This is a genomic window from Streptomyces sp. NPDC048352, from assembly GCF_040651895.1.
Classification (GTDB): Bacteria; Actinomycetota; Actinomycetes; order Streptomycetales; family Streptomycetaceae; genus Streptomyces.
Window position 1 is genome coordinate 29,755 of sequence record NZ_JBEZKZ010000010.1, and the last position, 13,303, is coordinate 43,057.

Annotated in this window: 8 protein-coding genes; 3 read left to right on the plus strand and 5 right to left on the minus strand. The window is 71.1% G+C overall.

The annotated features are described in order from the left end of the window. Positions 1-334: 334 nt before the first annotated feature. Positions 335-2,710 carry a non-reducing end alpha-L-arabinofuranosidase family hydrolase gene (locus AB0D45_RS08140; protein ID WP_362455993.1) on the plus strand — a complete coding sequence of 792 codons (2,376 nt, stop codon included), beginning with the start codon at positions 335-337 and terminating at the stop codon, positions 2,708-2,710. 41 nt (positions 2,711-2,751) lie between these two features. Further along, positions 2,752-5,376, plus strand: coding sequence for an RICIN domain-containing protein (locus AB0D45_RS08145; RefSeq protein ID WP_362455995.1), 2,625 nt, complete (start codon positions 2,752-2,754; stop codon positions 5,374-5,376). 483 nt (positions 5,377-5,859) lie between these two features. Here AB0D45_RS08145 and AB0D45_RS08150 read toward each other — a convergent pair whose 3' ends face one another. From AB0D45_RS08150 to xylA, 5 genes are all read right to left on the minus strand, one after another. Then, positions 5,860-6,222 carry a DUF1304 domain-containing protein gene (locus AB0D45_RS08150; protein ID WP_361597313.1) on the minus strand — a complete coding sequence of 121 codons (363 nt, stop codon included), beginning with the start codon at positions 6,220-6,222 and terminating at the stop codon, positions 5,860-5,862. Positions 6,223-6,271: 49 nt separating this feature from the next. Beyond that, positions 6,272-7,507 carry a multiple monosaccharide ABC transporter permease gene (gene mmsB / locus AB0D45_RS08155; protein WP_362455997.1) on the minus strand — a complete coding sequence of 412 codons (1,236 nt, stop codon included), beginning with the start codon at positions 7,505-7,507 and terminating at the stop codon, positions 6,272-6,274. Between the two features lie 3 nt (positions 7,508-7,510). Further along, positions 7,511-9,058, minus strand: a complete 1,548-nt coding sequence (gene mmsA / locus AB0D45_RS08160; RefSeq protein WP_362455999.1) for a multiple monosaccharide ABC transporter ATP-binding protein — start codon at positions 9,056-9,058, stop codon at positions 7,511-7,513. A 101-nt stretch (positions 9,059-9,159) separates the two neighbouring features. After that, positions 9,160-10,254 carry a multiple monosaccharide ABC transporter substrate-binding protein gene (gene chvE, locus AB0D45_RS08165; RefSeq protein WP_362456001.1) on the minus strand — a complete coding sequence of 365 codons (1,095 nt, stop codon included), beginning with the start codon at positions 10,252-10,254 and terminating at the stop codon, positions 9,160-9,162. A gap of 344 nt (positions 10,255-10,598) precedes the next feature. Next, positions 10,599-11,771 (minus strand): xylose isomerase, encoded by a 1,173-nt coding sequence (xylA, locus tag AB0D45_RS08170; protein ID WP_362456003.1) that lies wholly within the window; start codon positions 11,769-11,771, stop codon positions 10,599-10,601. Positions 11,772-11,862: 91 nt separating this feature from the next. Between xylA and xylB the strand changes: the two genes are divergently transcribed. After that, positions 11,863-13,293, plus strand: coding sequence for a xylulokinase (gene xylB, locus AB0D45_RS08175; protein ID WP_362456005.1), 1,431 nt, complete (start codon positions 11,863-11,865; stop codon positions 13,291-13,293). The last annotated feature ends 10 nt before the right edge of the window (positions 13,294-13,303 follow it).

Here is a 13,303-nt window from a genome sequence, read left to right on the forward strand (position 1 = left end):
CTCACCGGCGTCAGCGCGGCCTCCTTTTCCCGGGGACGACCAGGGAGCGCGGCTCGTCATAACACTTTCCGGCTGCGAGATGCATCACCCGGAAATCCTCCGGGCGGGACGACTTTTTCGTTACGAGGCCACGCGCTCGGAAGCCTCCACTTCGTGGGGTTTCCTTTCCGCCGCACCACCACGACGTGACGGCGCGTAAGGCTCCCCCGGCTTCCCGTACGTATCGCCTGAAGAAAGCCCCCCCGATGAGACGACACATCCACCACCCCCCGGCGCCCGGCCCGCGGACGACGACCGCGGCACCCAAGGCGAACCGCGACCCCCGAGGTGAATCATGAAGGGCACACACCGGCTGACCCGGCCGCGCCGGACGGTGACGACGGCACTGGCGGCCGCGGCGCTGGTGGCGGGCGTCGTGACGCTCCTGCCCAGCTCCGCCGGAGCCGCGACACCCCTGGGCACCCAGGCGGCCCCCTCGGGCAGGTACTTCGGCACCGCCGTGGCCGCCGGCAGGCTGGGCGACTCGGCGTACTCCACCATCCTGGACCGGGAATTCAACGTGATCACCCCGGAGAACGAGATGAAGTGGGACGCCACCGAACCGTCCCGCGGCACCTTCACCTTCGGCTCCGCCGACCGGATCGTCGGCCATGCCACGGCACACGGCCAGCGCCTGCGCGGCCACACCGCGGTCTGGCACGCGCAACTCCCGGCCTGGGTCCGATCGATCGGCGACGCGAACACGCTGCGCAGCGTGATGAACAACCACATCACCGCCCTGATGACCCACTACAAGGGCAAGATCTACGCCTGGGACGTGGTCAACGAGGCGTTCGCCGACGGCTCCACCCAGCACCGCGACTCGGTGTTCCAGAAGGTGCTGGGCAACGGCTTCATCGAGGAGGCGTTCCGCACCGCCCGGGCGGCCGACCCCGCGGCCAAGCTCTGCTACAACGACTACAACATCGAGAACTGGTCGGACGCCAAGACCCAGGGCGTCTACGCCATGGTCAAGGACTTCAAGTCCCGCGGCGTGCCGATCGACTGCGTCGGATTCCAGAGCCACTTCGGCCCCGGCGGCCCGCCGGCCAGCCTGCGGACCACCCTGTCGAGCTTCGCCGCCCTCGGCGTCGACGTGCAGATCACCGAGCTGGACATCGCCCAGGCCTCACCCGCCCACTACGCCGACACGGTCAAGGCCTGCACGTCCGTGGCCCGGTGCACCGGCATCACGGTGTGGGGCATCCGTGACAGCGATTCCTGGCGTCGCGGCGAGAGCCCCCTGCTGTTCGACGACAAGGGCAAGCCCAAGCCGGCCTACACCGCCGTCGTCAACGCACTCAAGGCCGCCCCCGGCGCCACCGGCGGAACCGGTCCCGGGGCCATCAAGGGCGTCGCCTCCGGCCGGTGCATCGACATCGACAACTCCAGCACCGCCAACGGCACGCAGGCCCAGCTGTGGGACTGCAACGGGCAGGCCAACCAGCGCTGGACCCACACCGCCGGCAAGCAGCTGACGGTGTACGGCAACAAGTGCCTGAGCGCCAAGGCCAACGGCACCGCCAACGGCACCGCGGTGGTCATCGAGGACTGCACCGGCGGCGCCGGCCAGCAGTGGAACATCAACACCGACGGCACGATCGCCGGCGTCCAGTCCGGGCTGTGCCTCGACGCCGTCGGCGCGGGCACCGCCAACCGCACCAGGATCCAGCTGCACTCCTGCTGGTCCGGCGCCAACCAGAAGTGGACCGGCCCCGGAACGCCGACCCCGACGACGCCCGCGCCGACGGGCGGCACGTGCGCCCTTCCGTCGACGTACCGATGGACGTCGACCGGTGCGCTGGCGCAGCCCGCGAACGGGTGGGCCTCGCTGAAGGACTTCACCACCGTGACGTACAACGGCAAGCACCTGGTCTACGGCTCCAACTTCTCGGGATCGTCCTACAACTCGATGATGTTCGCCCCCTTCACGAACTGGTCGGACATGGCGTCGGCCGGCCAGACCGGGATGAACCAGCCTGCGGTGGCGCCCACGCTGTTCTACTTCGCACCCAAGAAGATCTGGGTGCTGGCGTACCAGTGGGGTCAGTGGCCCTTCATCTACCGCACGTCGAGCGACCCGGCCAACCCCAACGGCTGGTCCGCGCCGCAGCCGCTGTTCACCGGCAGCATCCCCCGCACCGAATCCCCGACCGGCCCGATCGACCAGACCCTGATCGCCGACGACAAGAACATGTACCTGTTCTTCGCGGGTGACAACGGCAAGATCTACCGGGCGAGCATGCCGATCGGGAACTTCCCCGGCAACTTCGGCTCCTCGTACACGACCGTCATGAGCGACACGCCGGACAACCTGTTCGAGGCGCCGCAGGTCTACAAGGTCAAGGGCCAGAACCAGTACCTCATGATCGTCGAGGCCAGGGGTGCGAACCAGGTCCGCTACTTCCGCTCGTTCACGGCCTCCAGCCTGAACGGTCCGTGGACCCCGCAGGCAGGCAGTGAGGGCAACCCCTTCGCCGGCAAGGCGAACAGCGGTGCCACCTGGACCAACGACATCAGCCACGGTGACCTGGTCCGCGACAACCCCGACCAGACCATGACCATCGACCCCTGCCACCTGCAGTTCCTCTACCAGGGCAAGTCCCCGACCGCGGGCGGCCCCTACGACCGACTGCCGTACCGGCCGGGTGTCCTCACCCTGCAGCGCTGACCTGCCCGTCCCACGGTGACATGCAAGGAGAACACCTCACCATGAACCACCCCACCAACGGCGGGCGCCGCGGGCGTCACCGCCGTCGCTGGGCCGGCACCGGACTGCTGCTCGGCGTGCCCGCCGTCCTCGTGCCGTACCTCCTGTTCGTCCAGGACGACTCGCAGGCCGCGACGGTCGACGGCGACGCCTACTACCGGCTGGTCTCCGTACGCAGCGGCAAGGTGCTGGACGTCAATGCCTTCTCCACCGCCGACGGCACCCGCGTCCAGCAGTGGACCGACCAGAACACCGCCAACCAGCAATGGAAGCTGCGCCCCACCGGGGACGGCTACTACGAGCTGGTCAACCGCAACAGCGGCAAAGTCCTCGGCATAGCGGGGGACTCGACCGGCCGGGCGGCCGCCGCCGAGCAGCAGAGCGACAGTTTCGCCACCTCCCAGCAATGGCGGATCGACGAGGTGAGCGGTTCCGACGCCGTCATCCTCACCTCCCGCAAGAGCGGCCAGGTCCTGGACGTCTCCGGAGGCTCCACGGCCGATGGCGCGGCCGTCATCCAGTATCCCGGCCACGGCAGCGCCAACCAGCAGTGGAAGCTGGTGAAGGCGGCAGGCGGCAAGGCGCCCGGATCCGGACCGTACACGTGGCGCAACGCCCAGGTGGTGGGCGGCGGTTACGTCACCGGGCTGGTGTTCAACCCGCGGGAGAAGGGCCTGCTGTACGCGCGGACCGACATGGGCGGCGCCTACCGCTGGGACACCGGCGCCGAGCAGTGGATCCCGCTGACCGACTGGCTCGGCGAGAAGGACTGGAACCTGCTGGGCATCGACGCGCTGGCCACCGACCCGGTCGACCCGGGCCGGCTCTACCTCGCGGCGGGCACCTACACCAACAACTGGGCAGGCAACGGCGCGATCCTGCGCTCCACCGACCGCGGCCGCACCTTCCAGCGCACCGAGCTCCCCTTCAAGCTGGGCGGCAACGAGGACGGCCGCGGGGCCGGAGAACGGCTGGCGGTCAACCCCTCGGACAACGGCACCCTGCTGCTGGGCACCCGTAAGAACGGCCTCTGGCGCAGCACCGACCACGGCGCGACGTGGAGCCAGGTCTCCACCTTCCCGGTGAAGGACGGGGCGGGCAGCGGCGCGGGCATCTCCTTCGTGACGTACGGCCCCGCCGGCAGCAGGACGGTCTACGTCGGCGTCGCCGACAAGTCCACCTCCCTGTACCGCTCCACCGACGGCGGCAGCACCTGGCAGGCGGTCCCCGGGCAGCCCACCGGCCAGCTGCCGCAGCACGGCGTGCTCTCCGGTGACGGCTCGCTGTACGTGTCCTACACCAACGCCCTGGGACCCAACGGCGTGACGGGGGGCTCGGTGTGGAAGCACACCCCGGCCGGCGGGGCGTGGAAGAACGTTTCCCCGTCCCAGGGCAGCTACGGGTTCTCCGGTCTGGCCGTCGACCCGCGCAAGCCCTCCACGGTGATGGTCACCACCCTCGACCGCTGGTGGCCGCAGGACGAGATCTACCGGACCACCGACGGCGGAACGACCTGGAAGGCCCTGGCCGACTCCTCGGTACGGGACGCTTCCGCCGCTCCCTACGTCGGGACCGGCACCGGGCACTGGATGACCGCCCTGGCCATCGATCCCTTCGACTCCGGGCACGCGCTGTACGGCACCGGCAGCGGCATCCTGCGCAGCAAGGACGCCAACGCCTCCGACAGCGGCGGCACCAGCCACTGGAGCGTGGGTGCCCGGGGGCTGGAGGAGACCGCACTGCTGGACGCGATCGCCCCGCCCGGCGGCGCCCAGGTCATCACGGCCATGGGCGACCAGGGCGGATTCCGCCACGGCTCCCTGACCGAGGTGCCCGCCGGCCGGCTGAAGAACCCGACGATGGCCAACAGCACCGGCATCGACTTCGCCCAGTCCAACCCCGCGGTGATGGTCCGGGTCGGCAAGGGCGGCGAGAAGGACGGCGCCTGGTCCACCGACGGCGGCGTCAGCTGGAACGGCTTCGCGTCGGAGCCGGTGGGCAGCGCCGACAGCGGCCACGTGGCGCTCTCGGCGGACGGCTCGGCCATCGTCTGGACCCAGGCCGGACAGGTCCCGTACCGCTCGACCGACAGGGGGGCGAGCTGGTCGAAGGTCAGCGGCCTGGGCACGGACGCCGTGGTCGTCGCCGACCGCTCCTCGGCCAGGACCTTCTACTCACTGGCCGGTGGCACGCTCTACGCCAGCACCGACGGCGGCGCGACCTTCACCACCCGCGCCACCCAGCTGCCCGACGGCCGGCTCAAGGCCGTCCCCGGCGCCGCCGGCGACCTGTGGATCGCCGGGGGCGCCAAGGGGCTGCTGCACTCCACCGACGGCGGCCGCACCTTCACCACGCTCACCACGGTGCGGTCCGCCTCCGCCCTCGGCTTCGGCAAGGCCGCACCGGGCGCCTCCTACCAGGCCCTCTACCTGATCGGCACCGTGAAGGACGTCACCGGCGTCTTCCGCTCCACCGACCAGGGCGCCACCTGGCTCCGCGTCAACGACGACGCGCACCAGTGGGGCGGTATCGGAAGCGTCGGCGTCATCACCGGCGACCCCGACACCTACGGCCGCGTCTACGTCGGCACCAACGGACGCGGCCTCCAGTACGGCGACCCGTCCTGACCGTCCCCCTGAAGCGGGCGCCCGCCCACCACCCGGGCTGACGCGCGCGACAGGAACAGCACGGAAAGCCGCTCCCGCGAACCGGTACGACATCCCGGTCGCGGGAGCGGCTTTCGGCCGTGGAGCCCCGCCCGGGGTCAGGGTCCCCCGAGGCGCGAGCGGACCTTGTGCCTGATGTTCGTGGTGGTCGGCTCGCCGATCGCCTCGGCGATGAACGTCCTGACCGGCTGGCTGAACGGCCTCTCCGGTTCCCCCGCCGTCCTGCTCGGTGCCCCGCTCGGTGCCGTGATGGCCTTCGGCATGGGCGGCCGCCGGCGGCCTGGTGGTCGTCCTGAAGGGGATGCGCAAGCCGGCCGCCCCCGAGGCCGAGGGGATCCCCGCCGGCCGGCCGCGGACGGGCCTGCCGACGGGCTGAACCGCCCGGCGCACGCGTGAGCCCGGCCGGGGGAGCGGCCGGGCTCACGGGCGGTGCGGCGGCGTGCGTCAGCGGGCCGCCAGGACCAGGGCCAGCGCGGCCAGGGCCGGAACGGTCTGGACGAAGACGATCTTCCGGCCGGCCGTGGCGGCTCCGTACGCGCCGGCCACGGCCACACAGGCCAGGAAGAACACCTTCACCTGGAAGCCCACCGGATCGGAGGCGACGGCGCCCCACACCAGGCCCGCGGCGAGGAAGCCGTTGTAGAGCCCCTGATTGGCCGCGAGGGTCTTCGTCGCGGAGGCGAACTCAGGGGTGGTCCCGAACGCCGCCCGGGCCCTGGGGCCGGTCCACAGGAACATCTCCAGGACCATGATGAAGAGGTGCACGGCGGCGATGAGCAGCACCGCGGCGGTGGCGATGATCGACATGGTGTCCAGGCTGGCACAGCCGTGCGGTCCGGTGCACGTCGCCACGGGATCAGCCCTGGGCCTTGCGCTTGTTGTAGACGTCGAAGCCGACGGCCGCCAGCAGGACCAGACCCTTGATCACCTGCTGGTAGTCGGTCCCCACCCCGACCAGTGACATGCCGTTGTTCAGCACGCCGAGCACCAGACCGCCGGTGAGCGCGCCGAGGACGGTACCGACACCGCCGCTCGCGGAGGCGCCTCCGATGAAGGCGGCGGCGATCGCCTCGAGCTCGAAGTTGATGCCGGCCTGCGGCGTACCGGCGTTGAGCCGCGCGGCGAACACCATCCCGGCCAGGGCCGCGAGGACGCCCATGTTCACGAAGGCCAGGAAGACGACCCGCTTGCTCTTCACCCCGGACAGCCGCGCCGCCGCCTCGTTGCCGCCGATGGCGTAGGTGTGCCGGCCGAGGATCGAGTTGCGCATCACGTAGCCGAATCCGGCCAGCAGGACGCCGAGGATCACCAGGACGACCGGCACGCCGTGGTAGCTGGCCAGCAGCAGCGTGAACGCGACCACGGCCGCGGTGATCGCCCCGAGCTTCAGCAGGAACAGCCCGGCCGGGAGCGGCTCCAGCCCGTACGAGGCGGCCCGCCGCCGTCCGCGCAGCTCCTGCACGACCGTCACGGCCAGCACCGCCAGGCCCAGCAGCAGCGTGAGGTTGTGGTAGTCGGTGTGGGGGCCGGCCTCGGGGAGGAATCCGCTGCTGATGTTCTGGAAGCCCTTGGGGAACGGCGCCACCGACTGGCCGTGCAGCAGGATCTGGGTCCCGCCGCGGAACAGCAGCATGCCGGCCAGGGTGACGATGAACGAGGGGATCCCCAGATAGGCGATCCAGAACCCCTGCCAGGCGCCGGCGAGAGCCCCGATCAGCAGTCCGGCCGTCAGCGCCAGGGGCCAGGGCATCCGGTGCTCGACCATCATCACCGCCGCGGCCGCCCCGACGAAGGCGGCGAGCGAGCCGACCGACAGGTCGATGTGCCCGGCGATGATGACGATCATCATGCCGATGGCCAGGATGAGGACGTAGCCGTTCTGCTGGATCAGGTTGGTGATGTTGAGCGGCTGGAGCAGGATGCCGTCCGTCCAGAACTGGAAGAGCAGCACGATCAGCGCCAGCGCGAGCAGCATTCCGTACTGCCGCAGGTTGCCGCGCAGCGCCCGGGCCAGCACCGCGCCCGCCGAGGGGGAGGGGCCGGTCCGCGCTCCGCTGGGCGTGGTGTCCGGGGTGGTCTTGGTCTGGGCCATGCCTCACACCTGCTTGTCGGGGGATGCCGCACTCATGGTCATGAGGCGCATGAGGGATTCCTGGGTGGCGTCCGCGCGGTTCACCTCACCGGTGATCCGGCCCGCGGCCATGGTGTAGATGCGGTCGCACAGGCCCAGGAGTTCGGGGAGTTCGGAGGAGATGACGAGGACCGCCTTGCCCTGGGCGGCGAGTTCGGCGATGACCGTGTAGATCTCCGCCTTGGCGCCGATGTCGATGCCCCGGGTGGGCTCGTCGAGGATCAGCACCTCCGGCTCGGCGAAGATCCACTTGCTGAGGACGACCTTCTGCTGGTTGCCGCCGCTGAGCTTGCCGGTCTGCGTGACCACCGAGGGGGCTTTGATGTTCATGGTCCGCCGGAACGATTCGGCGACCCGCGCCTCCTCGTGCCGGTCGACCCAGCCCCGCCGGGCGACCTTGCCGAGGGCGCTCAGCGAGATGTTCCGGGTGATGTCGTCGTCGAGGACGAGGCCGAACCGCTTGCGGTCCTCGGTCACGTACGCGATGCCGTGCCCGATCGCCTCGGGCACCGTCCGGGTGCGGATCTCGCGGCCGTCCAGCCGTACCCGGCCGCCCGTCCAGCGCCCGTAGGAGCGGCCGAAGACGCTCATGGCCAGTTCGGTGCGGCCGGCGCCCATGAGCCCCGCGATGCCGACGATCTCGCCCCGGCGGACGTTCAGCGAGACGCCGTCGACCACCGTGCGCCGGTGGTCGATCGGGTGCCGGACGCTCCAGTCCTCGATCTCGAAGGCGACGTCGCCGACCGCCGGGGTGCGCTCGGGGTAGCGGTGCTCCAGGTCGCGGCCGACCATGCCGCGGATGATCCGCTCCTCGGAGACGCCCTCGGGGCCGATGGCGAGGGTCTCGACGGTCCGCCCGTCGCGCAGGATGGTGACGGAGTCGGCGACCCGGGCGATCTCGTTCAGTTTGTGCGAGATGAGGACGCAGGAGATGCCCTGCGCCTTGAGCGCGAGGATCAGGTCGAGCAGCTTGCGGCTGTCCTCGTCGTTCAGGGCGGCCGTCGGCTCGTCCAGGATGAGCAGCTTGACCTTCTTGGCGAGCGCCTTGGCGATCTCGACCAACTGCTGTTTGCCCACGCCCAGATCGGCGATCCTGGTGTGCGGGCTCTCGTCGAGTCCGACCCGCCGGATCAGGTCGGCGGCGTGGGTCAGGGTCCGGTGCCAGCTGATCACGCCCCGCGTCGCGTGCTCGTTGCCGAGGAAGATGTTCTCGGCGACGGACAGGTAGGGCACCAGCGCGAGTTCCTGGTGGATGATCACGATGCCGCGCTCCTCGCTGGCCCGGATGGACCGGAACCGGCAGGGCTCGCCCTCGAAGCGGATCTCGCCTTCGTAGCTGCCGTGGGGGTGGACCCCGCTGAGCACCTTCATCAGAGTGGACTTGCCGGCGCCGTTCTCACCGCAGACGGCGTGCACCTCTCCGGCGGCGACGGTCAGGTTGACTTCGGAGAGCGCCTTGACGCCGGGAAACGTCTTGCTGATCGACCGCATCTCGAGAACGGGTCGGGCCATGGTTGTGCATCCGTATCGTCGGGGCGGTGCGGTGCCGGGCGGTCTCCCGGGCGCCCGCACCGCCGGTTCGGCGTCGCGGACCCGTGGGTCGGGCCCGTGGGCTACTTGAGCTGGTCCGCGGTGTACTGGCCGCTGTCCACCAGGACCTTCCGGTAGTTGTCCTTGTCGACACTGACCGGCTGGAGCAGCTGCGCCGGTACGGTCTTGACGCCGTTGTCGTACTGACGGGTGTCGTTGACCTCGGGCTTGACGCCGGACAGCAGCGCGTCGCCCATCTGGACCGCGGCCTTGGCCAGTTGGCGGGTGTCCTTGTAGACGGTCTGGGTCTGCTCGCCCGCGATGATCGACTTCACCGAGGCCAGCTCGCCGTCCTGGCCCGTGACGACGGGCAGGGGCCGGCCCGCGCCGTAGCCGGCGCCCTTGAGCGAGGAGATGATCCCGATCGAGATGCCGTCGTAGGGGGAGAGCACGGCGTCGACGCGGGCGTTGGTGTACGACTTGCTGAGCAGGTTGTCCATCCGGGACTGGGCGAGACCGCCGTCCCAGCGCAGCGTGGCGGTCTGTTCCAGGGTGGTCTGACCGCTCTGCACGACCAGCTTCCTGCTGTCGATGTACGGCTTGAGGACGCTCATCGCGCCGTTGTAGAAGAACGCGGCGTTGTTGTCGTCCGGCGAGCCGGCGAACAGCTCGACGTTGAAGGGGCCCTTGCCGTCCTTGAGGCCGAGCTTGTCGACGATGTAACTGCCTTGGAGGACACCGACCTTGAAGTTGTCGAAGGTCGCGTAGCAGTCGACGTTCCCGGTGCCGCGGATCAGCCGGTCGTAGGAGATCACGCGGACGTGGGCGTCGGCGGCCCGCTGGAGCACGTTGGTGAGCGAGGAACCGTCGATGGCGGCGATCACCAGCAGCCTGGCCCCCTTGGTGATCATGTTCTCCACCTGGGAGACCTGGTTCTCCACGACGTTGTCGCCGTACTGGAGGTCGGTCTTGTACCCCTTGGCCCGGAACTCCTCGACCATGTTGGTGCCGTCGTTGATCCAGCGCTCCGAGGACTTGGTCGGCATCGAGATGCCGACGAGACCGCCTTTGGCGTCCTTGCCGTCCCCGCCGTCACCGACTCCGTTGGCACTCTGGCCGCAGGCCGCCAGCGACAGCGTCAGGCCCAGGGTGGCGAGACCCGCTGAAAGCTTCCGCACAGTTCCTCCAGTGATGTTCCGCGACCGGCACAGTGCGATCCGGCTGGGGGAACCGGAAGCGGTCGAGCGGGGCCGGCCGGGTGTCGCTTCCTCACACCGGACGGAGCGCCGGGGTGGGGAGCGGCCTGGCCTGGCGATCCTGAGTGTTAACGCTCACAAGAACGCCGTCAAGGGTCTGTTCGGATCAACGTCGGTCAACGGCGGTGCTGGAGGTCGCAGTCTTCCGGGAGCATCAGCGGGTCGGGTGCGTCCGGACCCGCCGATCTCGGGCGCGAGGTCCTTTCTGAGAGGTAATTGTTAGCGCTAACATGGCTCTTCGGTGGGAAAAGTCCACCCGCTTCCGGTCAGCGGGCGCCGAGGAGGTGTTCGAGCGCGAGCTGGTCCAGCTGTTCGAAGGCCATGCCGCGGCGGGAGGCGGCCTCGGCGTCGAACCCGTCGAAGGCCGACCGGTCGGCCAGGAGCCCGGCCAGGCCGTCCTCGGCCGTGGGGACGGCGAGTTCGGGCAGCCGGGAAGCGGCGAGCGCCGCCCGGACCTCCGGGTCGGACCGGAAGGCGCGGGAGCGCTGCGCCAGGAGGAGGTAGTTGCGCATGCAGGCCGCCGCGGACGCCCAGACGCCGGCGGAGTCCTCCGTGCGCGGCGGCTTGAAGTCGAAGTGGCGCGGCCCCTCGTAGCCCGCCGACTCCAGCAGGTCGACCAGCCAGAAGGCCTGGCGCAGGTCGCCCGCGCCGAAGCGCAGGTCCTGGTCGTACTTGATGCCGGACTGGCCGTTGAGGTCGATGTGGAACAGCTTGCCGTGCCACAGGGCCTGGGCGATGCCGTGCGGGAAGTTCAGTCCGGCCATCTGCTCGTGGCCGACCTCCGGGTTGAGGCCGACCCGCTCGGGCCGCTCCAGGGCGTCGATGAACGCCAGGGCGTGGCCGACGGTGGGCAGGAGCATGTCGCCGCGCGGCTCGTTCGGCTTGGGTTCGATCGCGAAGCGCAGGTCGTAGCCCTGCTCGTCGACGTACTCGCCCAGCAGGTCGAAGGCCTCCTTCAACCGGTCGAGGGCGGCGCGCACGTCCTTGGCCGCACCCGACTCCGCGCCCTCGCGCCCGCCCCAGGCGACGTAGACCGTGGCGCCGAGCTCCACCGCCAGGTCGATGTTGCGGATCGTCTTGCGCAGCGCGTACCGGCGCACGTCGCGGTCGTTGGCGGTGAAGGCGCCGTCCTTGAACACCGGGTGGGTGAAGAGGTTCGTGGTGGCCATCGGCACCTTCAGCCCCGCCACGTCGAGGGCGGTGCGGAAGCGCTTGACCGCCTGCTCGCGGGCGGCCTCGCCGGCGGCGAAGGGGATCAGGTCGTCGTCGTGGAACGTGACGCCGTAGGCGCCGAGGTCGGCCAGCCGGTGCACGCTCTCGACGGGGTCGAGGGCCGCCCGGGTCGGGTCGCCGAAGGGGTCCCGCCCCTGCCAGCCGACGGTCCACAGGCCGAAGGTGAACTTGTGCGCGGGGGAGGGGACGAGCGGGTCGCTGGTCATGAGGGGCTCCGCATCGGGCCGGGGGCTGTTTGTAAGGGCGAAAAACAAATTAGTATGCCGGGACGCAAGGAGGAACCCCATCGGAGGGACCATGTCCGCTCAGCGTGTCGTGATCGGTGTCGACAGCTCGACCCAGTCCACCAAGGCACTCGCCGTCGACCTGGAGACCGGCGCCGTCCTGGGGGAGGGCCGCGCCGCGCACGCCGTCAGCGCGGGCCCCGGGCGCGAGAGCGACCCCGAGCACTGGTGGCGGGCGCTCGGCGAGGCGATGGCGGCCACCGGCTGGGTCGACCGCGCCGCGGCCTGCTCGATCGCCGGCCAGCAGCACGGCCTGGTCACCCTCGACCCGGCCGGCCGGCCCCTGCGCCCGGCCCTGCTGTGGAACGACGTCCGCTCCGCCCCGCAGGCCGCCGCGCTCGCGGCCGCCGTCGGCCCCGCGGAGCTGGCCCGCCGCACCGGCAGCGTCCCGACGGCCGCCTTCACCTCCGCCAAGTGGGCCTGGCTGCGCGCCCACGAGCCGGCCACCGCCGACCGCGTCGCCGCCGTCCGGCTCCCCCACGACTTCCTCACGGAGCGGCTGACCGGTGAGGCGGTGACGGACCGCGGTGACGCCTCGGGCACCGGATGGTGGGGCCCCGACGGCTACGACCAGGAGGTCCTCGCCCGGATCGGGCTGCCCTCCGCACTGCTTCCCGAGGTCCTCCCGCCCGGCGCCCGGGCGGGCCGGGCCCGCGCCGGAACGCCCCTGCGCGAGGGCACGCCCGTGGCCACCGGGACCGGGGACAACATGGCCGCCGCACTCGGGCTCGGCCTGACCCCCGGCCGTCCGGTGCTGAGCCTGGGCACCTCGGGCACCGTCTACGCCGTTTGCCGCACCCGGCCCACCGGCCCCGACAGGGCCGTCGCCGGCTTCGCCGACGCCCTCGGCGGCTGGCTGCCGCTCGCCTGCACCCTCAACTGCACCCTGGCCGTCGACCGCTTCGCCGCCCTCCTCGGCCGCGACCGCGAGGACGTCGAGGAAGGCGGCACGGCGGTGGTGCTCCCCTACCTGGACGGCGAGCGCACTCCCGACCTCCCGGACGCCTCCGGCCTGGTCCACGGCCTGCGCCACGACACGACCCCGGGCCGGCTGCTCCAGGCCGCCTACGACGGCGCCGCCCACGCCCTGCTCGCGGCTCTGGACGCCGTACTGCGGGCCGGCGGCGAGGACCCCGCCGCGGACGAACCCCTGCTGCTGATCGGCGGCGGAGCCAGGGGCAGGGCCTGGCAGCGTACGGTCCTGCGGCTGTCCGGCCGGGCCGTCCAGGTACCCGAGGCCCGGGAACTCGTCGCGCTCGGGGCCGCCGCCCAGGCCGCCGCCCTGCTCACCGGTGAGCCCGCCGACGCCGTCGCCCGGCGCTGGCGGACCGCGGAGGGCCGGGTGCTCGAACCCGTCCCCCGTGACGACGACGCGCTCGAACGGATCACCCGTACGCTGCGGCGGGCACGGGCCCTGCAACAGGTCCCGCCGGACGGACGATAGGAGGGCCGGG

What these genes read in the sequence shown, in the direction of transcription:
- AB0D45_RS08140 (WP_362455993.1), top strand. Translation starts at nt 335, where the DNA reads ATGAAGGGCACACACCGGCTGACCCGGCCGCGCCGGACGGTGACGACG.
- AB0D45_RS08145 (WP_362455995.1), top strand. Translation starts at nt 2,752, where the DNA reads ATGAACCACCCCACCAACGGCGGGCGCCGCGGGCGTCACCGCCGTCGC.
- AB0D45_RS08150 (WP_361597313.1), bottom strand. Translation starts at nt 6,222, where the DNA reads ATGTCGATCATCGCCACCGCCGCGGTGCTGCTCATCGCCGCCGTGCAC.
- mmsB (WP_362455997.1), bottom strand. Translation starts at nt 7,507, where the DNA reads ATGGCCCAGACCAAGACCACCCCGGACACCACGCCCAGCGGAGCGCGG.
- mmsA (WP_362455999.1), bottom strand. Translation starts at nt 9,058, where the DNA reads ATGGCCCGACCCGTTCTCGAGATGCGGTCGATCAGCAAGACGTTTCCC.
- xylA (WP_362456003.1), bottom strand. Translation starts at nt 11,771, where the DNA reads ATGACCAGCGACCCGCTCGTCCCCTCCCCCGCGCACAAGTTCACCTTC.
- xylB (WP_362456005.1), top strand. Translation starts at nt 11,863, where the DNA reads ATGTCCGCTCAGCGTGTCGTGATCGGTGTCGACAGCTCGACCCAGTCC.